The sequence below is a fragment of the Citrobacter sp. Cb028 genome (assembly GCF_030336705.1).
GTDB lineage: Bacteria > Pseudomonadota > Gammaproteobacteria > Enterobacterales > Enterobacteriaceae > Citrobacter > Citrobacter braakii.
In genome coordinates this window covers 1-24,041 of record NZ_JAOWCZ010000030.1, presented here as the reverse complement: position 1 = coordinate 24,041, position 24,041 = coordinate 1, and the positions used below count along the sequence as shown (strand labels likewise).

The following is a 24,041-nucleotide window of genomic DNA, read 5'->3' as shown; positions in this document are numbered from 1 at the left end:
GTTATTGCAAAAGGAAAAAACGTGAAACTGAAGATACCTTATTTCGGGGCTGGGGCGGCGTTATTACTGGCGGGATTATTGTTGGCAGGATGCGATCAGCAGAACAATGATGCAAAGCATATTAAAGTGGGCGTGATTAACGGTGCAGAGCAGGATGTGGCGGAAGTCGCGAAGAAAGTCGCTAAAGAAAAATATGGCCTGGAGGTGGAATTGGTGGGGTTTAGCGGTTCTCTGCTGCCCAACGATGCCACTAATCATGGTGAGCTGGATGCCAACGTCTTCCAGCATCGTCCGTTCCTTGAACAAGATAATAAAGCGCACGGCTATAAGCTGGTAGCGGTGGGTAATACCTTTGTGTTCCCGATGGCGGGTTATTCGAAGAAAATCAAAACTGTTACTGAACTAAAAGACGGTGCGACGATTGCGATACCTAACGATCCGACCAACCTTGGGCGGGCGCTGTTGCTGCTACAAAAAGAGAAGTTAATCACTCTGAAAGCGGATACCGGCCTGCTGCCAACGGCGCTGGATATTACGGATAATCCGCGACATCTGAAAATTATGGAACTGGAAGGGGCGCAGCTACCGCGCGTGCTGGACGATCAAAAAGTGGATGTGGCGATTATCAGTACCACCTACATCCAGCAAACCGGGCTTTCTCCGGTACATGACAGCGTATTTATCGAAGACAAAAATTCACCGTACGTGAACATTCTGGTGGCGCGAGAAGACAATAAAGATGCCGAGAATGTGAAAGAATTCCTGCAATCTTATCAGTCACCGGAAGTGGCGAAGGCGGCAGAAACTATCTTTAACGGCGGCGCAGTTCCGGGCTGGTAATCATCACCCGTTGCCGCGCCGGTTGGGGTTAAACCGCTCTGGCGCGGCGACGTGAGTCCATTGAGATAAGCACGACCGATGAGAGGATCAAAAGCGTACCCAGCCAGTCTGGCAGGGTAAAGGTGATGCCTAACAGCAGCAGGGACAGCAACGCACTGCTCAACGGTTCCGCGCAGCTTAAAATGCTCGCTTTCGGTCCGCCAATCATCTGCGCGCCTTTCAGGTACAGGCTAAACGTGAGCGACGTGCCGATGACCACCAGATAGAAAAACGCCAGAATTAAACTGCCATTCACCACGAAATGAGTTCCCTGCCCGGCATAGAACGGCAGTAGGATCATTCCACCGATTAACATACTCCAGCCGACGACCGGCAACGTGCCGTAGCGCGCGATGAGCGTTGAGGGGTAGGTGGTATAGAACGCGGCGGCAAACGCCGAGGCTATTCCCCAAAACAGCGCGGCAGCTGAGATAGATAACGACGTCGGGTTACCGTGGGTGACCAGTAAGAAAGTACCGATGAGCGAGGTGAAGATCGCCGTCAGCACTAAAACCCCCGGCCGCGCTTTGCGCACCACGGAGAACCACGCCACGATAATGGTCGGTGACAAAAATTGCAGCACCGTCGCGGTGGCGGCGTTGGATTTTTCGATGGTCAGCAGGAAGGTTAGCTGTACGGTGAGTGCCCCGACCACGGAAAAAATCAGCAGGCTGATGGCGTCCTTGCGGTTTTTGATAATGGAGAATACGTTGTCGCCGTGAACGAAAGAGAGCATCAGCAGAATGAGCCCCGCGAAAATCAGGCGCGTCATGGTCAGAAACTGCGACGACATCTGGCTTTGTTCCATGATGTACTGCGCGCAAACGCCTGAACTTCCCCATAATACGGCGGCAATCAGGACGTTCATCATCCCTCTTCTGGTGGAACTCATCTTTCCCTCTGCATGTTGTTTTGTTTTATTTGTGTGCAGGCATCATAGCAGAGATAGCGAAGCGAGTGAGACATGACGGGCACAGCCCCCCACACCGCAGGGGGCTTCGGCAGTCATCTTACGGCGCAATCGGCGTCAGATAATCCAGTCGTAGCGGTTCGGCCAGCAGCTCGTTCATTTGCAGAATAAACGTCTGGAAATGGGGCAGGGCGATATGCTCGTCCAGACCGGCCTGACCGCGCCAGGATTCACGAACGTAGAAGACATCCGGTGTGTCGCGCAACTGGAACAGGGCATAGTCAATATTGCCCGGCTCCTGGCGCGTGGGCAGCAGCAGAGCCTGCAGCGCCTGTTTCAGTGCGTCGATTTTCCCCGGTCTGGCTTTCAGTACCGCAATAATTGAAATCACCTCTGAATCAGACATGTTAAAACCCCTCCAGCACAATCTTGCCGACTGAACGACCGGTTTCAATTTGCGCGTGCGCTTTTTGCAGATTCGCCGCGTTGATTGCGCCAAAATGCTCGCCCAGCGTGGTGCGAATGGTGTTGTCATCGATCAACCGTGCCACGCGGGTTAATAGTTGATGCTGCGCAATGATGTCGTGGGTGGTAAACATCGAACGGGTAAACATAAATTCCCAGTGTAGCGAAATGCTTTTGGCCTTCAGTGGACGTGCATCGAGGGTTTGCGGATCGTCAATCAGCGCCAGTTTGCCCTGCGGCGCCAGGGCGGCAATAATTTGCGGGTAGTGCTGCTCGGTATTGTTCAGGCTGGCAACGTGCGTCACCTCTTTAATGCCTATCTGAGCCAGCTCTTCCATCAGCGGCTTGCTGTGGTCAATCACATGATGAGCGCCTGCTTCACGTACCCATTTCTGGCTCTGTGGACGAGAAGCGGTACCGATGACAGTCATTTTGGTCAGCTTACTGGCCAGTTGCGTCAGGATAGAACCGACGCCGCCAGCAGCGCCAACAATCAATAACACATCATTTTCATTGCCATTTTCCTCAACGCCCAGGCGGTCGAACAGCATTTCCCAGGCGGTGATGGCGGTCAGCGGCAGTGCCGCAGCAGAAGCGTTGTCCAGCGATTGCGGCTTCAGCGCGGTAATACGTTCATCAACCAGCTGAAATTCACTGTTACTGCCAGCACGACCCAGCGCACCGGCATACCAGACTTCATCGCCAGGAGCGAACAGAGTGACTGCTTCACCCACGGACTTCACTACGCCAACGGCGTCCCAACCCAGCACGCGGGGCACATCAGCGTTAAAACCTTCGCGGACCTTGGTATCAACGGGGTTGACGGAAATGGCCTTCACTTCAACCAGCAGATCGTGCCCGGAGGCGACGGGCATGGGCAGGTCAATCTCTTGTAAAAATTCAATGTTACTGCCGTCGGTTGCGGCGCGGGTAATAGCGATGGCTTTCATAATCTCTCCGGTTAATAAACCTTCTATCTGTTGAATAATTCGATGGTAAACCGGTAGCAGAACGGGAAAAATAGCCCTTCGGCGACAGGACTTATACTCGGGGAGTGAAAATGTTCCGGCTTGAAGATCTCACGTTGTTTGTCCGCGCCGCGGCGCTAAATAGTTTTAGCGATGCCGCACGCGAAGTCGGCGTTCAGCCTGCTCAGGTCAGTTCTGCTATTAAGCGCCTGGAGTCTACGCTGGCTATCCGCTTGTTCGCCCGCTCCACGCGCAGTCTGCGCCTGACGCCGGAAGGTGAGGTCTGGCTACCCTATGCCCGCCAGATGCTGGACGTGATGCATGCCGGACTGCAAAAAATTCAGACCCCGGATGATGAAGTTTCAGGCACGCTGCAAATCGCCGTACCTTCCGATCTCGGTCGGAACCTACTGCTGCCGGTCTTTCAGTCGTTTCGACGCCGCTATCCCGCGCTGCGCCTGCGGATTTTTTTCTCCGACCAAGTGACGGATGTCTTTAAAGACCCCGTCGATGTAGCGTTTCGCTATGGCAACACCGAAGACGCATCTTACATTGCGCTGCCTGTCGCACCGGGTAACCGACGCGTGCTGGTGGCATCACCGGAATGGGTTGTGCAAAACGGCGCGCCGCAAACTCCGGATGATTTAACACAGCTCAACGCCATGACCTTCGTCTTACGCGGACGCCTGCACGATCGCTGGACGTTTACGCATAACGGCGAGGTTAGCAGTGTGCAGGTTAACGGCACCATTATGAGCGACGATGCTGAAGTAATCCGACGGCTGGCGATTGCCGGAGAAGGCATCGCGTACAAGTCGTGGCTGGATGTCAGCGAGGATGTGCGTGATGGACGATTGCAGCTACTGATGCCTGATTACCTGGGCGAGAAAGCCCCGCTAAATATGATTTGCCCACATCGTAAGCAGCTTTCAACGGCGGTCCGTCTGCTGCATGACGCCGTGAAGGTGCGGTGTGACACGTTGGGCATTTTCCCGTGAGGTGTTCAATCGCAGGAATATTATTCGATAGCCATACGCATAAATAATAGCTAATCTCTGTTGCTGGCATTAATCTGATCGGAACGCCGATCAGTTAGTGATAATTGTTTCAATGAGTATAGTTTCTTCGATAAATATTGTTTCTTAAACTAATGCAGTGTTTATAATATTTATGTTAAGAATTTTTTGGTCGATGATTTAATGACTTGTATATTTATTAAAAGGTATTTGACGAGATACCTTCTGCTACGATATAAAACATAATAGCCCCGATACATACCTATTTCTTTGCCTGATTGTTAAACGCATTGATGCTTTTTGTTATTACGTTATTTATTGGGGTAGGAGAGGGCCATTGAAGTCAAAGACTATAAATGATGTATTGTATTATATAGAAGATAATTTTGTTTCAGGCATTGGTATTGATGACATTTCACAGTTTTCCGGATACAGCCGCAGGCATATACAGAATATTTTAAAACAGCGAATAAATATGCCTGTGGGGCTTTATATTCGTAGGCGACGGATAACCAAAGCAGCAAGCTTGTTACGACTTACTCATATGGATATTATCGATATCTCAGTGCGGGTGGGATTCGATTCTCAGCAATCTTTCTGTCGTGAATTCAAAAAACTAACCGGTTATACCCCCACAGAATACCGTAAAAATCCCAGTTGGGACCTTTCGCCGTTAATGTCGTTTGTACTGCGCAGTGATATTGTTGTCGGCGAATTGCAACTACGTACCTTACCTGCTGATACCGTGCATGGATTTCAGTACAATTATGACACACCAATCCCGCCTGCCAGTGACTCACATCTGCATCGATTAAATCTAATATTTGAGCAACTTACCAGTTCAAAACAAAATGTGTGGGCATTAACTGATTTCTCGTCTAATCCAAACTCAATGATGCGGTTGAAAGTTAAAAGCATCATTGGTAATAAAAGTCATCATTCGCCCAATGCCTATAATCGTTATGAGTGTCCTTCGGGAACGTATGCCTGTTTTTCATTCAGATTCAAGAAAGAGGACTATCCACTCTATTCAAGATATATTTATTTTAAGATGTTACCGGAGAGTAAATTAAAAAGAAAGGCAGGCTATGATATTGAAATATTCCATTATAACCAAGAGGATCTTAAAAATAAAATAATCACCTGTGAACATTACATTCCGATAGATGTGTAATGTAAAAAAGCTCCACTTGCGTGGAGCAAAGACCTCGCAGTACGCCTAAATTAGGATTAATTATTGGTACTCAGCATTGAAATACAAAACTGAACGTATAATGCCGGGACTGACATTGTTAGCTGTTTGAAAATACTGAGCATAAAACGGGATGGAATGATTACCTTTATCTTGAGGCGCTAAATAGACATATGAAGGTGTATTGAATTTAACAGGCTGTTGTTGTTGATCTAACACCTGAATGCCGATGCCAGCAGCGCCTTTGAGGTGGATATTCTTTAGTACACCGATAATACTTTGGTGACCATTCTCTGTGTCGCTCCAGCTTAGAATAACCCGGGAAGGCGTGGTAAAATCACTTTTACAGAGAAGGTCGATAGTAAATGGTTTTCTTCCCGCAGTGCTTCCATAGCCTCTGAATTGCTCAAGTGCTATATCGGGCAGTTTGACGTTGATCGAGCGGTTACCTTTGATTGCGCATGACCGGTTGAGCATCGTGATATATTTTGCCGGCACAATGATATCCACCACGGGCAATGATTGAGCCTCACTTCTGATTTGCAGGTTGATGGAACCCGCAGCGGCTCCTGCCGCAAGCTGATCATCCAGTTTGATCAGCTCAATCTTTATTTTGCTGTTCCTGAATTCATCTGCCGTCGCTCTGAAAGTTGATGGCCACTGGATCGTTTGTCCGGTTGAGGTTTCCAGAGTGACTTTAATGCCAATTCCACTCACATTGCTGCGTATAATACCGGGTTGTTTCATTGCGGACCGATCGCCAATAATCTGTGCGGAAAAAGGCTGGTTGTCAGTACAGCCTGACGCCTGAATATTCTGTAGCGAAAGCGTGCGCGTCTGAATAACTCCCCCTGACTGGATTGATTGCTTATCGTTAACGATTTCCGGCGACAAAATAAACTTTTGTGTGGTCAGGGTACATGCAGCACTGGCTGTCTGATGAATGCCCAAGGCACAGCCCAGAATTAAAGCGGTACGTATTACCGACATGTGGCCTCCTGGTTTTTTAACACGATCGTGCATTTCCCTGTTTCCAGTGAAACGAACACTTCTGGTGAGGTGGTTTCATCAATATAAAGCGCACCGCCTTGTCCGACGTAGCCGACATGATTATTGGCATTGTCGCGGATGATGGCACCGAATGGCATTCTCTGCTGACCCTGCAGGCGGGGATAAATAATGTTCTGTTTTCTGAGCGTCGTTTCAAAGGTGACTGGAATGACATTACCTTCGTAAGGCGCAATCTTGGCCTGGGTTTTAGTAAAGTTCAGACCTTCAGTTGAACCTTTTGGATCGATAGTAACGTCATTCACGCGCCACGGACGAAGCCAGGGCAGAATGGCGTAGCCATTTTTATCGAAGCGGGTTCCAGGTACGCCTTCAAGATGAGCGCCATGCGCATCAGGCGCATAGACCAGCGCGACGGTATCTGAGCGCTCTGGCGAGAAGGTTATTCCCCCCGCGTGCCCAACCAGCATGCCACTCATTCCACCGCTTACCTGGTGCCATGAGTTACTCTGACTCCACGTCCCGTTCAGCGAGGTATAAGGCGTACGCACCATGCCGTTTGCTCCCCATTCCACACTACCGCCGCGGAGATAGCCGGTATTGACCCCCCAAACGATATTGTTTTCCTCATCAGTCGAGGTCGTGAAGCCGAGGCGTGTATTGCTGGCTTTGCCGTTATTGCTGTAGCTATCAGAGGAGATCTGCGTAAAACCGGCGTTATCCCGGGGCAGGAAATAGCTGAATGAGAGCATGATTTGGTCATCTTTGGTGACCGAACCCTGTTGATCCTCATTCCAGAAACGCTGGGCGGATATACTCCAGGTCAGGTTGCCCCAGGCATTGGTGTATCCCACGGCATACTGGCGATAATTATCCTGCTGATCCCAGAACTTCTTAAGAGAGCCGGATAAATAGAATGAACCCCAGGTATCGGATAACGGCTGATTAATACTGGCGCTAAACGACTGCTTCTCGCGTGACGAGAAATATTGGCTGACGAATGCCTGTGCATCCAGGGCATCCAGCGCATCGCGTTGACCGTAAAAGTGATGTGAACTGTATTTTGCTTCCAGCCAGAGCGCGGTTGCCGACCAGGGTAGGGTGCTATTCCATGTCAGACGATACTGTTGTCCTTGTTGACGATTGTCCTCAAGCTTTAGGCGCGATTGGGTGATATCAAGGGCGAATGCGCCGAGCTGGGTGTTCAGACCGCTACCGATGAGGGCTGACTGATAGCGCTCGAATCCAGAGGCCCCGGTATACAACGTTAAATAGTTGTTCAGGCCATACTGCCAGTAGGCCTGGGCTAAAAACGGATCTTCATCATAATTATCTTCATCGACGGTCCCGAGAGTGATGCCATAGCGCGAAATGCCGGGTTTTAGTAGCTGTGGTACCGAAGAGTATGGAACGGTAAAGCGGCGGATACGCCCGTCTGATTCCTGAATCGTGACCAGCAACTCGCCGCCAGTATTCGCGGGCAACACGGAATCAATCGAGAATGACCCAGCCGGAACCGAGGACTGATGAATGGTTTGACCATCCTGGGTGACGGTGATGCGGGCGTTGGTCTCAGCTACGCCGCGAATAATCGGCGCCCAGTTCAGCGTGCTATCCGGGCGCATTAAATCCTCAGAAGCCAATCCCACTCCGAGAATAGCCATACTGTCGAACATCTGGCTGTCAGTATAGAACTTGCCAGCGCTTAACATGGATTTCCAACGAGTGATGGGCCGTTTTAGCGTCGTGCGATTATTGGCGTAATGGCTACCTGTTTTGCTGTCCCAATTTTGGCTACCAAAATGTTCAATTAGCCACCCTCCAGCAGAGCTTCGGATATCCATTCCCACCCAGGCGCTGTCCGTACTTGAACGATCGTTACCACGTTGCTGGGTGCTGTAGTAATCGGCGTTATAGCTGAAATTAATCGCCGGCGCCCCTGGTTGCCAGAGTTCAGGTTGGACATAATTGTTTTCGATATTATCAACATAAGCCTGCGGGATGGTGATGCGCAGCTCAAGCTGGCTGGTGTTGAGTCTCTCCGTTGCTTTCCCGCTGGTGTCCCAATCGGCAATGCTGCCGCAGCGTGAAGGGTGAGCTGCCAGCGTTTGATTCATTTTTTCTGGGTTAATGCCCACGCCTTTGAGAAATGCTTCTGAATAACAGCTAACTAAATCGCCGTGATTATCTTTTTTGAATAAGAGTTCACGACGTCCACGCCAGTTATCATTAATATAAATATCTACGATATATGTCCCAGGCAATAAGCCTGCGGCATTAAAGGATTTCAAATCGTTAAGTGAAGCATTGCCCATTAAGATGGCATTATCGAACTCGTAGCGAGTGCTGTCTTCTGCGTGAGCTCCAACGGAAAATAATGAACCATGAAAAATAATGAAACAGGGTATGGTGAGGATCCTTTTACATAAACCCATTACTAATTCCTTTTTATCCCTTTTTATTAATTAATGGTTGTTTTGTGTTCCACAACTCCGCCGTAATCGCTGATTGCTTGTAAAACAACCGATTCCCCCTGGCTGACTTGTTGTTTTGCATTGATAGTCGTTCTGCTTTTCGGGGCGATCATGACCCCTTCGTTTATGAGTCCATGGCCTGAAGACGTCACAATATCCGCAACCGTGATGAAGAAGGGGGTGGGGTTTACCAGCGTTATGTCACGTTGGTCAGCAATAATTTTTACCTTATTTTCCGCGTTTTGACGGTCACCTAACCCACTGGGTCGCCAGAAAAACTTAAAGCGTGAGCGAATGGCTAAATTGAGCACAGCTGAATTGTCCGTGACGCTATTCTTATCCACGGAAGGAATATCCAGTATGTTAAGCCACCACATAGACTCACGGTCGGTGGCGACAATATTTTTATCAACGGCTTTTTTTATTCTGAGTGATTGCCCATTGCCTGCGTCAACGCGGGCAATGGGTGGAGAAATAATAAATGGAGTGGAAATTTCTTCCGGTAACTTTTCTGGATTTCCCTCATCCAACCATACCTGGGCCAACGATGGATAGTTTCCCGTATTCGTCATTTGTATCGTGATCTCTGCGGAATCTTCAGAGTAAATAAATCGGGTGCCATTGACAATGATATTATTTGCATGTGCGGTAGAGAGAGCAAATAGAGCTAATAAATAAATGAAAATTTTCATGAAGCCTCTATTAAAATAAATGCTATAGCGCAAGGCAGCTATAGCATTGTGTATTTAGAGATAAGTAATGCTATAGTTTGCCTGAGCGCTTACCGGTCCCGGTTGAACATATGATGAACCACTATTTTCACGTGGTATAATGTAACCTACGCTGAATTTATAAGTTAAAGTCGGGCTATCATTGCCATGTAGGAGATAATCTTTCTCAGGTTCAAATCGGTCATTCTTATTCCTCAGGTTAATATTTTTTTCACGATTATCCTTAAGGACTAGCGCTACGTTTTGGGCTCCACCCCTTGTCGTATTTTTGAGATATCCATCGTGAGTTAGAGGGGAATTAACATTCCAGGCTAATTTGGGAACTATTTTTTCATTAATATAACAACCCTTCACTTTAATACTGAATTGCTGGAGTTGCGTTGCATGTAATTTGCTAACTAATGTATTGAGAACTGGGTTTAATTTTACCTGTTTATCTTTATCACCGGCTTCAATTATGCACGAATTGGAATAAACATGACCGGAAAAATTAACAACGCCTTTTTGATCCCTGTTGGGGCCATGTCCAAAATCTGCCATAGCGGAAGGAATTGCGATGGCACAGCTAATTAAACTTATAATGGATAGTTTACTCATAATGCGCTCCTCATTTAGAGATAGATCGTCCCTATTATCAGTAACATTGTCTGGGCTCCTTTTTTCTTGCGCCCTGTAAGGCTGTCGCCCGCTATCAATTATGTTAGATAAATTATTGTTGTACATCGTAGATTGGACGTATTTCACTCATCCTATAATATTAAGAATGATCATTAACTATGAGTATTAATGAATTATTATTATCTATAAGCAGATTGTGATTAAGATAGTCCTCTACTCAAAGGTTAAATAAAAATACTTGGAATACAATATGTTATGTTTGTATTGTGATACTTCTTTAAATGCTATAAAGAAAAATCGAATCCTGCACTCGGAAAAAGCGAATGATCGAATTGCACAATTAGCTAAATTCTTATAATTCAATCAGATTATCTTTAATCTTAAGTAGTGACTTGTTATTGGCTTGGCATGCAATAACGATAAGGAATATTGTCAATCATCATTTGAATGAAGGCTACATATGCTTAACATGGACAGTAAGATAATACTCATTAGCAATCAATCAATACAGACGCAACTCTTGCTGGATTATCTCAATAAGCAAAACGATATCTTGGTTGATTTTGTTAACATTAGCAGACCAGACATGTCATTTATCGTTGAGGGAAGTATCATCCTCTATGATATACAGGCATCAAGCCGTAAATTAAAAAATGTCTGGTCAAAATTACTCAATGACAGCGCATATAGTTTGCGCGTTTATATTATTAACTGCCTGCGGTCGCTCCCACTCTATGAGAGCATGCTATGGCCAAATTTTGAGTCGATCGTACCAAATAATTGCTCTACAGAATATTTGTTAGAACTCCTTAAAGAGGGGCTAAAAACCTCCCGTCCACCACGCTCACTGTCACCGCTGCCAGAGTATGTAAACCTCACGCCATCAGATAATAACTACGGCGTTTTAACCGAAAGAGAATATGAAATTTTGACCGAGTTGTCGAAAGGTGCGTCTAATGTAGAAATTGCTAACGCATTTTTTATTAGTGAAAATACAGTGAGAACGCATATTTATAATATATTTAAAAAGATATCAGTGAATAACCGAACACAGGCAGCCTGCTGGGCCAACTTGCATCTAAGAAGTCTGGCTCTCGATCAACTGCCGCGGAAGGAAATGTAAGCCGTACTACTGGCGCAAAGTTTTGAAGCTTACTTTGCGCCAGCATGTCATCGTGTCGTTACTCAGTCTTTTTTCGCAGCGTTTGCAAAGAAGATATCAGACTGAATGTCCTTAGTGCGGATGGTAAAGAGCTGATTAGTCAGATCTTCCGTCAGCTTCTCGGCATCGGCCATGATGCGCAAGTTGAAGTCATTCAGCATCTTATCTGCGGCAGGTTTATCGGTTTTCGCCATCTTCAGATATTTTGCTTCGACCTCTTTTTGCTCCTTCGCCACTTTATCTTCCCATGCTTTGTAGGCTTTTTTGACGATTGGCGCGAGCTTCGGATAATCGGTCATCGTCAGCGTCTGTAACTTACGGTATTTCCAGTAAATGGACTGATCGTCCGCTTTATCGGTACCCATCGTATAGTTTGCCGGATACGCTTTCAGGCCGCTGTAGTACGGAACAAACGCGGTGAGGTCGGCCATACCCAGACCAATGTAGGTCGTTTCACCAATCTCTTTTGGCAACCACGGACGGACCTGCATCACGTGCGCTTCATAGGTGCGGAAGACGCTAACCGGACGCCATGGCTCTTTGCCGTTCAGACCGTTGGTGTACGGGTCATGGCTGGTGCCTTCGTAATGGTTACGCAGCACGGCCTTCACATCATCCAGCGTCATCTTCTTCTCTGGCGTCATGAACACCGGGAATTCGCGCCCTTTGGCCATATCCTGATTTACGGAAGGATTGAACTCTTTCTGGATGGTCCATACGCGAGGATCGTTATACGTGCGGTCACGCTCATCATCACGGGTATAGGCTTTGGAGAAGTTGAATTTGCCATCTTTTGCCGGTTCGTACAGACCTTTTTCGGTCGCAAATTGAATCAGGTTTTTTGACGCCATCATGTCTGGGTTTTTAGGGTCGTAATCCTGTAAGCGGCCCTGATTACCGGTGGCAAAATACTGGTTATTCGGCAGGCGCTGCGCCATCCACTGGTGACCGCTGCCGGTTTCCAGGTACCAGATTTCGTTATCGTCGACGACGGCCACGCCAAAACCTTCCCCAGCGCCGGCGGTCTCAACGATATGACCCAGTAACGCCACGGCTTCACGCGCGGTTTTGCTCTGGGACAACAGAATATCCGGGATATCATCTTCGGTGATCCCTTTATCTTCAACGTAGGGGTCGGCAGCCAGCGCTTTTGCTGAGGCAAAAATAGATTCTGTACCGCTCACGCCAACGCCCAATTCGTTAAATCCGGTCGCGCCGTGCAGTTGGGTTTTCCAGTTTGGAACGGTGGTATAACGCAGAGAGTTTTTGGGTAGCGGCCAGGTAAAGTCATTCGCGCCATTATGTGCTTTGGTGCTGTATATCCCGGTCTGATTCTGCTTGGCCGGATGAATGACAAAATGCTGCGCTTTCAGGGCATCGCTGTCAGCGCTACGGGCTACCAGCATGGAGCCGTCCGCTGATGCTTCATTACCGACCAATAGGGTCGTACAAGCAAAACCTGATGAAACAACGGCCAAATTTATAGAAAGTGCAATCAGGCACTTTTTAAAAGTAAACATTACGTATCCCTCATATGTACGCCAAAAATACACCGGAAACACACCGTTTCCTGAAATGCGATAACGCCTGAACGCTCAGACATTGCTCGCGAGAGAGATAAACGCCCCTGTCCACGTCTTCTCCAAATATCCATCCGTAGGTTGAAGTCTTCTGGGCAAAATAAAACGCCCATTTCGCTTAATTATTGCGCAATGGATATCGTGGTATTCAGGATGTTTCCTGATTCGGGATGAAGAATAGCAATGGGATATGAGTGGATTCAGTGACCCATGTCGCGTAAGTCGATGATGGCAAATATGAATTCTATTGAAGGGGGCGTGCTTTTTGTATCCGGATATGACGTTACCTTTTGCGGCAATACAGCGAGGGGACATTTGAGCTGGCAAAAATCCATGCGCCCTTATACTCCTCCATAACCAGGCTCAGGTTTCGTCCGCTTTGACGGTAAAATCCGGGTAATGTGTTGTTAATATCAGCTTCATCGGCGCTATCAGCGAAGGTTTTGACCACCTGCATTGCCTGTAGCACTCGGGCTTCGTGCTGCCGGGTATAACTGAAATAGATGTTCCTGCTAATGTCTGAGGTATTACGTCCGTACAGTTTTCCGGTAATGGTCGCTAGCCCTGCATCTTTGTACATCCGAAATGAAACCGTACCTGCAAAGCGGTTGCTGCCAATATTCCATTCGACATTTCCAACGCAATTTAGCTGCTTTTCGGCATAGCGTGAATGCCATAGCCATCCGCCTGAGCCGAGCAATGTCGCCACGCCGATTACGATTAAAATAAGGTGGTGTATTTTTTTCATTGCCCGCGCATCCAGTAATAATGGGTAGTACAAAACGCGTACGCATCTACCCGTGCATCTTTATCACAAACAAATGCCACGATCCTCTCCGCTTTACGGTAGCCAGAAAGGAAAACATGCTTGTTGTTTTCACAGAGAGAAGGGTGCAGTTGCATCAGATTGAAATAATTTTCCTGATCGTGATCATTCAGTGAGTAATAAATTTTACAGTTTTGCCGAGATGGGACCTGCATAGAAACAGAAATGAATTTACTAAACGGCATAACAGGACGTGTCTGATACCACACCAGCCAGATAATCAAAGTGGCAATAACGATGCCAGCGCTAAATATAATATTCCACCAGGGGACCCGCGTCGTTTGTTGTGCCGCGGGAGGAATTATCTTTGGGGGCGCGTATTCCTCTATTAGCGGTGACTGGAAAACTTCACTCTGAAGATGCGTTATCGCCTCTACCTGCGTATTTCCATTTAATCTGAGTCCGCGTCGTGAAATAGTTTTCACCGTATCACGTGGCAGACCCACATCCGCCAGCGCGTTACGTAGCGTCAGAATAGCCTGGTAAAATGTGTTGGTTGTGGTCACATTATTTCTCTCACCCCAACCCACTTTTATCAATGTGTTCTGCGAAACAATGTCACTTGCGTGAGTAATTAAATAGAGAAAGCAAAGCGAAGCTGGGAGCTGAAGTTGTATTGCGCGCCCGGTCTGACGATTGACCAGACTTTTGCTGTCAGGATTAAATTCGACCAACTGATTGATAAGGTACAATTGCCCAGCCCTCAGTAACTATAACGTATCACCGCGTGTGCCTACACATACCTTAAATTTTACATCCAAATCGTGAATATGCCTCACTCTTTGTACGTGATCGAAGATAAGAATTTCACTTAAGGATTAAAAATACTTTAAATACAACGTGTTACGTGTGTAAATTCTTAGGTGAGTATTAACTAATGTTAAATAATGAGAATTCATTACAGTTTTATCTGAATTCTCATTATATTTATCAACAGCACTTCAAGGGGGATTGAGTTATCAGGATTGTGTAATTAATAAGAGCCCCTTTCATTGGTTAATTTTTAGCAAATAGTGCTTTTTTAATTTTTATTCTGGGATTTGGATTTATGCATAAAATTCCTAATACCCAGACTGTTATTCTGAGATAAAGCAGAAAAAAGCTTAGCGCAATCGCATTACTTATAGCCTATACATAATAACATATCAGGAGTTTATTACATTTTTTAGGTGTCACTGTTATTAACTGACAAGGAATGTCACACGTGTCGGATTGACACATTTATTTACCAATGAAATATTTATGGAAAAATAACAGGAGTCATTTTTGATGAAGAGATCACCATCACAGAGTGTTCGTTGCATAAGCTGTGAATTATCCTGTCAATTATTTCCGGATACTGTGGTACGCGCCAGCTACTGTCACCGAGCCACTTTTGCGATCTGGCCAGAGGGAAATAGTTTTCTGCAAAAAGGAATTATTGAAAAACTTCTCCTTAATAATCAAAATCATTTGTCGCGTGGGTTTATTTTTGTGGACTTTTCCTTCCCAAACCTGCGCCTGTTCGCCGATCCGCAATGGGTTGACCGGCTGGCCTACAGCGGTATGTATATTGTGTTGATAGCGGACAGGAATCTCGCGCCGTTAGCCAACTACTGGCTGTCGAAAAGCAATAAAATACAAGGGATTATATATTCCGATGATGATGATGAAGTTCAGCATCAGAAAATTCGCCGATTATTTACCGGCCACCTTGCGAACAGTAAACGCGGACGCTCACTCAACTATACAGAAATGATATTACTGAAGCGGTTTGTGTCAGGGAAAAGTATTCAGCAAATTACCAAAATAGATAATATAGATATTAAGAAAATATATGTCTACAAGCTCAGGCTTGAAGATAAATTAGGCCATAGCATTCATCAAATACTGTCGAATATTTTATAACGCATTTTTGATTTTTACTATTTTCACATCTTTGCGATGTGGTGGACGCCCTACGCCCGAAAGCAGGAGGCTATTATGAAAAAACCTAAGCATTACTCACGCATTGCGATAGCGGTATCAACCGCGTTAACGTCAATGGTATTTTCAACCCACGCGGCCTGGATTGATATTGATAGTCTTCCTGCCAGTGGATTGGTGAGCAGTCTTTCGCCGGAGTTGCAGGCTTTATTTCCTGCACAGACGAATGACAGTTTCAAAAAAAACAGCGAAACGCCGAATTATGTTTATCAGTGGAGTGCCGGTACCATTCCCGTTTATGGTCATGGATTAACGCTGAATGGGCCAGGAGGAGAAGCCTTCGAACACACCATTACCGTTATTCAGAACAGCGCGACGGGTAGCCCGGGCGTTATTTTCGGTGACGACCTTACAATTCGCACACAGTCAAAGAATGCCGCTAATAATGGTAAAGATGTTGACGGTATCCGCACGCACGGGGCTAATACGCCGGATAATCCAGTCTTTATTATCACCGGGGATCGCACCAGTATTTATGTGGACGGCCAGGATGGTGATGGTATTAACGCCGGATACAACGCCATCGGTCAGGGTGGGATAGGCTCAGCAAACATCTACGTCGGCGACGATCTGTATATTCAAACCACCGGTAACCAGGGACGTGGCATCACCGCCAACGCGTTTAGAGACGCAACGCTTGCCAAAAATACGATTATTGTCGGCGATCGTGCCCACATTGTGACTACCGGTAACAGCTCAGAGGGAATCCGCTCCGGACAGAGTGGGTCCTCAATCCGCCTTGGCAATGACGCCACCATCGAGACATCGGGCACTTCCTCAATAGGGGTCTACGCCGCCTCATCTTCCAAAACGGAACTGGGCAATAACGCCACTATTTCGGTGAGCGGAGCCAGCGCCCATGCGGTCTATTCCTATAATGCGACGGTGAATCTGGGTGATAATGCGACGATTCGTGTTAACAGCATCGATAAAGTTTACTCATTCAGCAAGGCCCCACGCGGCCTGTATGCGATTTCACGCGGCACGGTAAATCTCGGTGGCGGCGCTACTATTGCTATGGCGGGCAATCACAGCAATGAAAGCTATGCCATCAGTACAGAAACGGGCGGCATCGTCGACGGTTCTGCTGGCGGGCGTTTCCTTATCGACGGCGATCTTCACGCCGCCGGTGCTACTGCCGCAAACAACACCCAGCCGCAGCAAAACAGTACCATCAAACTCAATATGACTGACAACTCGTTGTGGAGTGGGGCGTCATACGTCACCAGCGCCACTGCCGGGACGGGGGTTATCTCGCTGCAAATGAGCGATGCGACCTGGAACATGACCAACAGCTCAACGCTCACTGACCTGACGCTGAACGGCGGGTCAGTGGTGAACTTTGGGCATGCTGACGGCGAACCGTGGCAGACGCTTACTATCAATGAAGATTTTACCGGCAACGGCGGAAAACTCGTTTTCAATACCGTCCTGAATGACGATGCCTCCGAAACCGACAAGCTGAAAGTGCTCGGCAACACCGCGGGTAACGCGTTTGTGGCGGTGAACAATATTGGCGGAACCGGGGCGCAAACCGTTGAGGGAATTGAGATCATCGAAGTGGCCGGTAATTCTGACGGTACTTTTGAGAAAGCGGGCCGTATTGTTGCCGGTGCGTACGACTATAACGTGGTGCAAAAGGGCAGCAACTGGTATCTGACCAGCTTTATTCCTGCTCCGCCGGATCCGGAAGAGCCGGACCCTGTCGATCCGGACCCGGTTGACCCTATTGACCCAGATCCCGTTGACCCGGACCCGGTTGACCCTATTGACCCAGGTCCTGTTGACCCGGACCCGGTCGATCCTGTCGACCCGATTATCCCTGAGCCGGAAGAACCTGTTGAGCCCCCTGTCACTGAGCAGCAGTACCGCCCGGAAGCAGGCAGTTATCTGGCGAACAACTACGCTGCTAACACGCTGTTCATGACCCGACTCCACGATCGTCTGGGGGAAACGCAGTACGTCGATATGCTGACGGGCGAGAAAAAAGTCACCAGTCTGTGGATGCGTAACGTCGGGGCACATACCCGCTTCAAAGACGGTAGCGGACAGTTGAAAACCCAAAGCAACAGCTATGTCCTGCAGTTAGGCGGTGACCTGGCGCAGTGGAGCAGCGACGGCCTCGACCGCTGGCACCTCGGCGCGATGGCTGGTTATGCCAACAGCCAGAACCGTACGCAGTCCAGTCTGACCGGCTACCATTCACGTGGTCAGGTCACTGGTTACAGCGTGGGACTGTACGGCACCTGGTATGCCAATGACGCTGACAAGACCGGCACTTATGTAGACACCTGGATGCTGTACAACTGGTTTGATAACAAGGTGATGGGTCAGGAGCAGGCGATGGAGAAATATAAATCCAGCGGGATCACCGCTTCTGTTGAAGCCGGTTACAGCTTCAAACTGGGTGAAAACGAGCGCAACAGCTATTGGCTGCAACCGAAAGCTCAGGTGGTGTGGATGGACGTGCAGGCCGACAGCCACCGCGAAGCGAACGGCACCCGCGTGAAGGACAACACCGATGGCAACCTGATGACCCGTCTGGGGGTAAAAGCCTTTATTAACGGTCACAACGCCATCGACGACGGTAAATCTCGTGAGTTCCAGCCGTTTGTTGAAGCCAACTGGATCCACAACACGCAGACGACTCGCGTGAAGATGGATGATGTGAGCAACGACATGCGTGGCACCAAGAACATTGGCGAGCTGAAAGTCGGTGTTGAAGGTCAAATCACTCCGCGCCTCAACGTGTGGAGCAACGTGGCCCAACAGGTTGGTGACAAAGGCTACAGCGATACCCGCGGTATGCTGGGCGTGAAATATAACTTCTGACGTAACTGCAGGTGACAAAAAGCCGCTGATTAACCGATCGGCGGCTTTATTTTTTGTGGGGGGAGGCCGGATAAGCGTTAGCGCCATCCGGCACCTGGTAAACCTGTAATTAACGCTTACAGGTTCAGTTATACGTTACTGGAGAGTCGCCAGCGTGCTCTCAATTCTTTTTAACTTCTGATTTGCTTCTTGCAGCTCATCCTGCAGCCGTTGTTCCTGCTCGCCATAGACCATCAGGACGATACAGCCATTCATCACTTTTACGGTAATCTGTTGCCCGGTATCAAACCCCGCTTCGCGTAGCCACTTGCCGGAAAGAATAATTTTGGGTGTGGATTTGTCGAAAACATTCGGGCGATATCCCACAATTACCGAATGCTCGGTTCCGGATTGGTCGGTGTCTGGGGTAGAATGCGAATCAGCCATAATCAACTCCTTGATAGTTGGTGAGGTTAGCTCTCGTCGGGTACTGCGAATACCGGGCGAGAGCGTTTATGAGTCAGGTCGTCAGATATAAAGGTACGTACCTGATTGGTGATATCTTGCGCTTGTAGGTACGTATATGTCAACGGCTAAACGCGACCCAAATCAGTCCAAATCTGGAAAAGCACCGACTTTCCAGATTCGTATCACTCCGGAGTTAAAGGCGCAATTTGAGGCTGCCGCAAAAGCAGAGGGGATGAGTTTGGGGAATTGGCTCAAAACCTTGGGGAGAAATGAATTACGTAAATTAGGTATTGAACCAGAAATGTAGGTTAATTCTATTAAGAATTTTAAGCGTCAGAGGATTCGGGAAAAGAAACTACATCCATTTTCAATGCTGTTTAACCAGAGAAAATTGAAGCCATCCCTTTGCGAATTTTTAGATTATCTAAATTTATTTGCCCGTGAGCAACAGCTATATAAATAGTATTCTGCAAATGAACTCGATCAAAATCGTAGCCTATATCTTTAGCCATAACAGAAAGTAAATTCGCAAAAAGTCTATGGCTAGTCTGATCCCATATCGTGTTACCACTCTCACTTTCTGGAAAGTGTGTGCATAAAGGAGTGTTTTTCGATAAGTTTTTGTACTCGGACTGCGAGCAAAGGACTTAAAAGCGTAGCAAAACAGTAGCGACAGTTAGTGCTAAATTTATTGTCTTTTCCTTAATTCTGAAGGTTATGACAATTGAGACGAAATAAAATCTTTGAGGATGATATGAGCATTTTGGCGGAAGATCACAGGAGTCAAAAAACACGCGTAACGTAATGTTTTTATTGATTTAAAAATATATAACACATCAATAATATACACATCGCTATACACATGAGCGGATGTGCTCATTTTTCGCACAAGCTCAAACTACGAAAAAAACTTTTTTTACGGAAAACTGTTCACACTGTTCACTCGCCATTATTTGTGTTTATTTTCAATGCGATATACAGTGAACAGTCCGTGAACAGTGAACACTTTACTGTTCACTTTCCGGGATTTCAGGTAAAAAAAGACCGGCTGATGCCGGTCCGGGTAGGTTATGTCGCGGTGGTTTCATCACACCGGGGTAGCCAGTCGGCGTTGCTTTCCTCCCTGAGCGCAAGATTCGTCTGCATCCCCTGATTCGTTCGCCGCCTGGCGTAATTCAGCCCGTACTCTTTCAGCATCGATGACAGCCCTTTGCCGAACATGGTCAGGCTGAGTGTGTTCTTGTAGCCGTGTGCCTCCATGTACACCAGATAGGCGTGATACAGGTACAGACGCGGCTGTCGCGGGATGATATTCGCATTCCCCATATACATACCGTCAGGCTCCGGCAGCGCCTCCAGATAGCCACAAAAATCGAATGTCGGGTCGGCGTCGCGCTTGATGCTGAGCGCCTCGTCGGAGTTCTGCTGCGACTGGAGTAATGTACGTGCGGTCATCGGGTCGCTGAACGTCTGCATGAGCTGGCGCACGATGACGGCCAGTTCACGGGCAATTTTATCTTTCAGCGTCGGGTCACGCTCTTCCGGGGCTATTTGTTCCGGGAAGTGCATTATCACCCGGCGACGCGACACCCCGCCGCTGCGGTCGGTGAAGCGCATCGGGTTGTTGTTTACGGCCAGTATCACCGCCGGAATATGGGTGGAGTACGCATCGCGGTATTTCGGGTCGACGGAGACCGCATCCCCGCCGGTGATGGCCTTGAGTCCTGCCCCGTCACCGCTCCATTTCTCCTGGTCAGGCAGACGTATCAGCGAGAAACCAATCAGCGCCGCGCGCTCGCGGGGGGATTCCAGCGTCTCGATAGTCGCCGACGTGGCGTTATCTTCCCCGGCGAGCATCGTCGCAATTTCGGCCAGAATACTTTTCCCGCTGCCGCCCGGACCGGTCACTTCGAGGAAGAGCTGCCAGTCGTAACGGTTCGCCAGCACCATAAACAGCGCGGCGAGTATCACATCCCGTTTATCGGCACGCGAACCGGCGGCGCGGTCGAGCCAGCGCCAGAAATTCGGCGCGTGCGTCTCCAGCGTTTCCCCCTCCACCGGTGGGGTGAAATCCACATCGCACAGGGTGCGCAGCCAGTGCGTTTTGCTGTGCGGGCTGAATATACCGCTTTTGGTATCGAGCACGCCGTTGCGAAAACCAATCAGCCGCCGTGGCGGGGCGTCCTGCTGCGGAATAATCAGTTTCAGGGTGTCCACCACCGAGGCAATTTTCCCCGATGAGAACGGGGCGCGCAGGCGCTGGAACAGCCCGGCCACGTCGCGTGCAAAGTCCGACGGCGGAATGATTTTCCATATACCGGCCTCATAGCGGGACAGGAGCTGGCCGTTCGCATCCACGGCCAGCGCTTCGCCGTAATGCTCATGCACCCGCATCGCTTTCTCACTGGTGCTCATGGCGGTAAATTCCGCCTCGCTCATGGTAGAGAAAGGGCTGTCAGCCGGTGGCCGGATGGCGTCATACATGGCTTTACGCGTGGCCTCCCCGCCGTGCTGTGTATACGCATCATTCCAGTCACCGAACACCGGCGGCAGGGCGACCACGCCCTCACAGGCTTCTGCGGCCGCAGCGGCTTTTATCTGGCCGTCGCCGCTGAGGTCACGGTCGGCGGCCAGCACAATCCGGCAGGCAGGATATTTGTGACGGGCAAGGCTCGCCAGAGAAAGGAGGTTCACCGACGACAGCGCCACCATGACGGTTTCCCCGGTCAGGTGATGCACGGTGAGCGCGGTCGCATAGCCCTCCGCTATCCACAGCCGTTTTCCCGCCTCTTTTTTCCCGTCGAGAATATGACATGCCCCTTTCACCTGCCCCCCTTTCAGGGTGCGCTTGAGACCGTCAGCGTTAATGAGCTGGACGTTAACCAGTGCGCCGCTATCGTCATAAAGCGGGACAACCACATCCCCGGCGCGGTACGTCACACCGCCGGTTTTATGCAGGGTGGTGAGCGTCAGACATTCCCGGTCGGGGAAGCCCTTGCGGGTGAGGTAGGCATTGCCGGTGGCCGGGCGGGCTTTCTCCATCAGTTTTACGGCCAGCGCGGCGGCGGCTTTGCGGTCGGCCTCAGTTTCAGCGTCTGCGGCCACAGTCACCGCCGGGGAAACCGGCGGCAGGTTGCCGGTGACGGCGTTCACCTTCCCGGCCGCCTCTGACGGGGTCACGCCGAACACTTTCTCAACCAGTTTCAGGCCGTCCCCCGCGCCGCACTGGTTACAGAACCACGTCCCGCGCCCCTCTTTATCGTCAAAGCGAAAGCGGTCGGAGCCGCCACACACCGGACAGGCCTGATGGTGGTTTTTAATCACCTTCACACCCAGCGCAGGGAGAATGCGCGGCCAGTGGCCGCACGCCTGTTTTACGGTGTCCGTTACGTTCATTTTCATCGTTACTTTCTCCCTCAGTGCAGTGCCGGTGCGGTGATATGACGGGCGCAGAGTTCATCCATCACGGCCAGCCCGAGAAAGGACAGCGACGGCGCGGCTTTCAATGGTCCGGCTTCCATTAAATCTTCGAGCAGCGCACAGGCAATCTGGCGGCCTTTTTCCTCGCCATGCTGGCGCAGATAGAAGCCCTCCAGCTCGGCGGCAATGGCGCTTTCCAGCGTACTGAGCGTGAGCTGCGGGTAGCGGTGCTGACGTTCGCACAGGGTCAGCCAGGCACAGGCGACCGCCCGGCGGTAAAGTGCAGCGCGCAGAACGGGAGATAATGCGGTTTTCATACACTGCCCTCCCCGGTCAGCCAGCGCTGATTGCAGCGGTCGACCACGCCGTCGAGCCGGGCAGTCATGAGGTAAATCACCGAGGTGAGCTGTAGCTGCTGCGCCGGATTGTGGCGCAAAGAGGTGCAGCCCTGCACCTGCATCAGGTCGCCGACAAGCTGGCCGACATTGCGAAGATGTTCGAGACATTCAAGGTCTGCCCGGCTGATGGTGGGCTGGTTTATATTCTGCGGCCGTTCCGTACTGTTAACAGGCATTATTTCGTCTCCTGAGGACGTGCGTATCCCTGCGCAGATACGCACATTTTATTTTTTGGGTGTCATTTTTAATTACAGATAATGGCGGTAGCTGTTATCCGGTTTTATTTCCGTTTCCGGCCTGAAATTATTCCGCCATTTATGCGCCACCGGCGCCGGGCGTTTAACCGGGGGAATATCGTCAGGATAGTTATCGATATTCCGCGCCCGGTATTGCTGTAATGCCGGGTCAGCCGCTATTTCGCGTAATACGACGTGGCGGTTTTCAGGGTTGCGCTTAAATACATCGGGATGCTCACAGGTAAAGTCCCGCAAAAAACGACCGAGCGGAATTTCTGCCATACGGCCACCGGCAATTATACGAATGAGGATGGTGTAGGTGCGCCGGTACGGATTCCAGACCAGCCCCGGACAGCGGTACGGCATTTCCCACGGAATACCATCGGCCAGCACGCCCGACACCACCACATCAGGAAATCCTGTACAGCGATATGTTTCGCCCGGCTGAGGGAAATCAAACATGGTGCTCCCCTCCGTTTCCCGACGTCGTGGCGAGAAAGTCACGGCACAGGCCTTTGGCCTTGAGTTCTTCGAGCACATGGCTGATGTCCTCATGCACATAACTCAGGATTTGCGGGGTATAAAGCTGGCTGAGTCCGTTGATTTCATGGCGTCGTAAATCACTGCCGAAATACTGCAGGGTTTCACAGGCACGGTTGAGTTTATGGAATGATTCGAGGCTCAGGTGTTCACTGATGGCGTTGAGGTCATCACGACGCGCTGAGACGGTCTGAGGGGTGTTTTTATTATGCATGTGACACCTCCACAACCGGCAGACGGGCGGCAAGGGAAAGCACGTATTCGCGGACAAGGGTGCGGCGGGCGGCCAGTTCGTCACCGGCAACGGTGCGGAGCATACAGATACGGGGCTTACGGTCTGCGCGACGGACGGCGGCAAACACAAAGACAAACTG

Annotated in this window: 24 protein-coding genes and 1 pseudogene; 7 read left to right on the top strand and 18 right to left on the bottom strand. The window is 49.4% G+C overall.

Annotated features, from left to right (window positions below; genetic code table 11):
• The first annotated feature begins 21 nt into the window (after positions 1-21).
• A complete protein-coding gene (gene nlpA, locus OGV75_RS07110; RefSeq protein WP_286480489.1) occupies positions 22-840 on the top strand; it encodes a lipoprotein NlpA in 819 nt (272 codons plus the stop codon).
• Positions 841-868: 28 nt separating this feature from the next.
• Here the strand turns inward: nlpA and OGV75_RS07105 are convergent, their stop codons facing one another.
• The 3 genes from OGV75_RS07105 to OGV75_RS07095 form a co-directional block, all read right to left on the bottom strand.
• Positions 869-1,771, bottom strand: a complete 903-nt coding sequence (locus tag OGV75_RS07105) for a carboxylate/amino acid/amine transporter (RefSeq protein WP_016155035.1) — start codon at positions 1,769-1,771, stop codon at positions 869-871.
• Between the two features lie 118 nt (positions 1,772-1,889).
• On the bottom strand, positions 1,890-2,195 hold the full coding sequence (locus OGV75_RS07100) for a putative quinol monooxygenase (RefSeq protein WP_047358474.1): 306 nt from the start codon (positions 2,193-2,195) through the stop codon (positions 1,890-1,892).
• 1 nt (position 2,196) lies between these two features.
• Complete coding sequence (locus OGV75_RS07095) at positions 2,197-3,204, bottom strand: zinc-binding alcohol dehydrogenase family protein (RefSeq protein ID WP_094169434.1); 1,008 nt, start codon at positions 3,202-3,204, stop codon at positions 2,197-2,199.
• Between the two features lie 110 nt (positions 3,205-3,314).
• Between OGV75_RS07095 and OGV75_RS07090 the strand changes: the two genes are divergently transcribed.
• Positions 3,315-4,220 (top strand): LysR family transcriptional regulator, encoded by a 906-nt coding sequence (locus tag OGV75_RS07090; RefSeq protein ID WP_286480488.1) that lies wholly within the window; start codon positions 3,315-3,317, stop codon positions 4,218-4,220.
• Positions 4,221-4,575: 355 nt separating this feature from the next.
• Entirely contained in the window at positions 4,576-5,412 is an 837-nt protein-coding gene (locus OGV75_RS07085; protein WP_046275320.1) for a helix-turn-helix domain-containing protein, read from the top strand.
• A 60-nt stretch (positions 5,413-5,472) separates the two neighbouring features.
• On the opposite strand, the gene OGV75_RS07080 is transcribed toward OGV75_RS07085, so the two are convergent.
• Genes OGV75_RS07080 through OGV75_RS07065 form a run of 4 tightly spaced genes read right to left on the bottom strand, consistent with a single transcriptional unit; the run spans position 5,473 to position 10,240 of the window.
• Positions 5,473-6,420 carry a fimbrial protein gene (locus tag OGV75_RS07080; RefSeq protein WP_213239669.1) on the bottom strand — a complete coding sequence of 316 codons (948 nt, stop codon included), beginning with the start codon at positions 6,418-6,420 and terminating at the stop codon, positions 5,473-5,475.
• Positions 6,411-8,873, bottom strand: a complete 2,463-nt coding sequence (locus tag OGV75_RS07075; protein ID WP_286480487.1) for a fimbria/pilus outer membrane usher protein — start codon at positions 8,871-8,873, stop codon at positions 6,411-6,413. The genes OGV75_RS07080 and OGV75_RS07075 overlap by 10 nt, the downstream gene beginning before the upstream one ends.
• 26 nt (positions 8,874-8,899) lie before the next feature.
• Positions 8,900-9,604, bottom strand: a complete 705-nt coding sequence (locus OGV75_RS07070) for a fimbrial biogenesis chaperone (protein ID WP_046274748.1) — start codon at positions 9,602-9,604, stop codon at positions 8,900-8,902.
• A 54-nt stretch (positions 9,605-9,658) separates the two neighbouring features.
• On the bottom strand, positions 9,659-10,240 hold the full coding sequence (locus tag OGV75_RS07065) for a fimbrial protein (RefSeq protein WP_046274747.1): 582 nt from the start codon (positions 10,238-10,240) through the stop codon (positions 9,659-9,661).
• Between the two features lie 481 nt (positions 10,241-10,721).
• On the opposite strand from OGV75_RS07065, the gene OGV75_RS07060 reads away from it, so the two are divergent.
• Positions 10,722-11,384 (top strand): LuxR C-terminal-related transcriptional regulator, encoded by a 663-nt coding sequence (locus OGV75_RS07060; RefSeq protein WP_016155026.1) that lies wholly within the window; start codon positions 10,722-10,724, stop codon positions 11,382-11,384.
• 62 nt (positions 11,385-11,446) lie between these two features.
• Here the strand turns inward: OGV75_RS07060 and OGV75_RS07055 are convergent, their stop codons facing one another.
• The 3 genes from OGV75_RS07055 to OGV75_RS07045 form a co-directional block, all read right to left on the bottom strand.
• Positions 11,447-12,943 (bottom strand): C69 family dipeptidase, encoded by a 1,497-nt coding sequence (locus OGV75_RS07055; protein WP_047415734.1) that lies wholly within the window; start codon positions 12,941-12,943, stop codon positions 11,447-11,449.
• 343 nt (positions 12,944-13,286) lie between these two features.
• Positions 13,287-13,751, bottom strand: coding sequence for a hypothetical protein (locus OGV75_RS07050; RefSeq protein WP_016155024.1), 465 nt, complete (start codon positions 13,749-13,751; stop codon positions 13,287-13,289).
• Positions 13,748-14,521, bottom strand: a complete 774-nt coding sequence (locus OGV75_RS07045; protein ID WP_047358481.1) for a winged helix-turn-helix domain-containing protein — start codon at positions 14,519-14,521, stop codon at positions 13,748-13,750. The genes OGV75_RS07050 and OGV75_RS07045 overlap by 4 nt, the downstream gene beginning before the upstream one ends.
• A gap of 577 nt (positions 14,522-15,098) precedes the next feature.
• Between OGV75_RS07045 and OGV75_RS07040 the strand changes: the two genes are divergently transcribed.
• Both OGV75_RS07040 and misL read left to right on the top strand, forming a co-directional pair.
• Positions 15,099-15,716, top strand: coding sequence for a helix-turn-helix transcriptional regulator (locus OGV75_RS07040; protein ID WP_046276006.1), 618 nt, complete (start codon positions 15,099-15,101; stop codon positions 15,714-15,716).
• A gap of 75 nt (positions 15,717-15,791) precedes the next feature.
• Positions 15,792-18,626, top strand: coding sequence for an intestinal colonization autotransporter adhesin MisL (gene misL, locus OGV75_RS07035; RefSeq protein WP_286480486.1), 2,835 nt, complete (start codon positions 15,792-15,794; stop codon positions 18,624-18,626).
• A gap of 135 nt (positions 18,627-18,761) precedes the next feature.
• Here the strand turns inward: misL and OGV75_RS07030 are convergent, their stop codons facing one another.
• On the bottom strand, positions 18,762-19,052 hold the full coding sequence (locus tag OGV75_RS07030; RefSeq protein WP_141895750.1) for a SymE family type I addiction module toxin: 291 nt from the start codon (positions 19,050-19,052) through the stop codon (positions 18,762-18,764).
• Positions 19,053-19,188: 136 nt separating this feature from the next.
• On the opposite strand from OGV75_RS07030, the gene OGV75_RS07025 reads away from it, so the two are divergent.
• A complete protein-coding gene (locus OGV75_RS07025; protein WP_003844491.1) occupies positions 19,189-19,380 on the top strand; it encodes a toxin-antitoxin system HicB family antitoxin in 192 nt (63 codons plus the stop codon).
• A gap of 70 nt (positions 19,381-19,450) precedes the next feature.
• On the opposite strand, the pseudogene OGV75_RS23540 reads toward OGV75_RS07025, so the two are convergent.
• The 7 genes and pseudogenes from OGV75_RS23540 to OGV75_RS06995 form a co-directional block, all read right to left on the bottom strand.
• A pseudogene (locus OGV75_RS23540) lies at positions 19,451-19,654 on the bottom strand (DUF6680 family protein); the annotation flags it as partial.
• Positions 19,655-20,141: 487 nt separating this feature from the next.
• Positions 20,142-22,475, bottom strand: a complete 2,334-nt coding sequence (locus OGV75_RS07020; protein ID WP_286480485.1) for a primase-helicase zinc-binding domain-containing protein — start codon at positions 22,473-22,475, stop codon at positions 20,142-20,144.
• Positions 22,476-22,489: 14 nt separating this feature from the next.
• Positions 22,490-22,810, bottom strand: coding sequence for a DUF5375 domain-containing protein (locus OGV75_RS07015; protein ID WP_016151192.1), 321 nt, complete (start codon positions 22,808-22,810; stop codon positions 22,490-22,492).
• Complete coding sequence (locus OGV75_RS07010) at positions 22,807-23,067, bottom strand: hypothetical protein (protein ID WP_052160487.1); 261 nt, start codon at positions 23,065-23,067, stop codon at positions 22,807-22,809. Before OGV75_RS07010 ends, OGV75_RS07015 begins: the two co-directional genes overlap by 4 nt.
• A gap of 72 nt (positions 23,068-23,139) precedes the next feature.
• A complete protein-coding gene (locus tag OGV75_RS07005) occupies positions 23,140-23,589 on the bottom strand; it encodes a hypothetical protein (RefSeq protein ID WP_155107262.1) in 450 nt (149 codons plus the stop codon).
• Positions 23,582-23,881, bottom strand: coding sequence for a derepression protein (locus tag OGV75_RS07000; RefSeq protein ID WP_096879244.1), 300 nt, complete (start codon positions 23,879-23,881; stop codon positions 23,582-23,584). The genes OGV75_RS07005 and OGV75_RS07000 overlap by 8 nt, the downstream gene beginning before the upstream one ends.
• Positions 23,874-24,041 (bottom strand): host cell division inhibitor Icd-like protein (locus OGV75_RS06995; protein WP_286480484.1); only part of this gene is annotated, 168 nt, incomplete at its 5' end. The genes OGV75_RS06995 and OGV75_RS07000, both read right to left, overlap by 8 nt.

Coding starts and splice junctions, on each gene's coding strand:
- OGV75_RS07105 (WP_016155035.1), bottom strand. CDS start 1,771: ATGAGTTCCACCAGAAGAGGGATGATGAACGTCCTGATTGCCGCCGTA.
- OGV75_RS07100 (WP_047358474.1), bottom strand. CDS start 2,195: ATGTCTGATTCAGAGGTGATTTCAATTATTGCGGTACTGAAAGCCAGA.
- OGV75_RS07095 (WP_094169434.1), bottom strand. CDS start 3,204: ATGAAAGCCATCGCTATTACCCGCGCCGCAACCGACGGCAGTAACATT.
- OGV75_RS07090 (WP_286480488.1), top strand. CDS start 3,315: ATGTTCCGGCTTGAAGATCTCACGTTGTTTGTCCGCGCCGCGGCGCTA.
- OGV75_RS07080 (WP_213239669.1), bottom strand. CDS start 6,420: ATGTCGGTAATACGTACCGCTTTAATTCTGGGCTGTGCCTTGGGCATT.
- OGV75_RS07075 (WP_286480487.1), bottom strand. CDS start 8,873: ATGGGTTTATGTAAAAGGATCCTCACCATACCCTGTTTCATTATTTTT.
- OGV75_RS07070 (WP_046274748.1), bottom strand. CDS start 9,604: ATGAAAATTTTCATTTATTTATTAGCTCTATTTGCTCTCTCTACCGCA.
- OGV75_RS07065 (WP_046274747.1), bottom strand. CDS start 10,240: ATGAGTAAACTATCCATTATAAGTTTAATTAGCTGTGCCATCGCAATT.
- OGV75_RS07060 (WP_016155026.1), top strand. CDS start 10,722: ATGCTTAACATGGACAGTAAGATAATACTCATTAGCAATCAATCAATA.
- OGV75_RS07055 (WP_047415734.1), bottom strand. CDS start 12,943: ATGTTTACTTTTAAAAAGTGCCTGATTGCACTTTCTATAAATTTGGCC.
- OGV75_RS07050 (WP_016155024.1), bottom strand. CDS start 13,751: ATGAAAAAAATACACCACCTTATTTTAATCGTAATCGGCGTGGCGACA.
- OGV75_RS07040 (WP_046276006.1), top strand. CDS start 15,099: ATGAAGAGATCACCATCACAGAGTGTTCGTTGCATAAGCTGTGAATTA.
- misL (WP_286480486.1), top strand. CDS start 15,792: ATGAAAAAACCTAAGCATTACTCACGCATTGCGATAGCGGTATCAACC.
- OGV75_RS07030 (WP_141895750.1), bottom strand. CDS start 19,052: ATGGCTGATTCGCATTCTACCCCAGACACCGACCAATCCGGAACCGAG.
- OGV75_RS07025 (WP_003844491.1), top strand. CDS start 19,189: ATGTCAACGGCTAAACGCGACCCAAATCAGTCCAAATCTGGAAAAGCA.
- OGV75_RS07020 (WP_286480485.1), bottom strand. CDS start 22,475: ATGAAAATGAACGTAACGGACACCGTAAAACAGGCGTGCGGCCACTGG.
- OGV75_RS07015 (WP_016151192.1), bottom strand. CDS start 22,810: ATGAAAACCGCATTATCTCCCGTTCTGCGCGCTGCACTTTACCGCCGG.
- OGV75_RS07010 (WP_052160487.1), bottom strand. CDS start 23,067: ATGCCTGTTAACAGTACGGAACGGCCGCAGAATATAAACCAGCCCACC.
- OGV75_RS07005 (WP_155107262.1), bottom strand. CDS start 23,589: ATGTTTGATTTCCCTCAGCCGGGCGAAACATATCGCTGTACAGGATTT.
- OGV75_RS07000 (WP_096879244.1), bottom strand. CDS start 23,881: ATGCATAATAAAAACACCCCTCAGACCGTCTCAGCGCGTCGTGATGAC.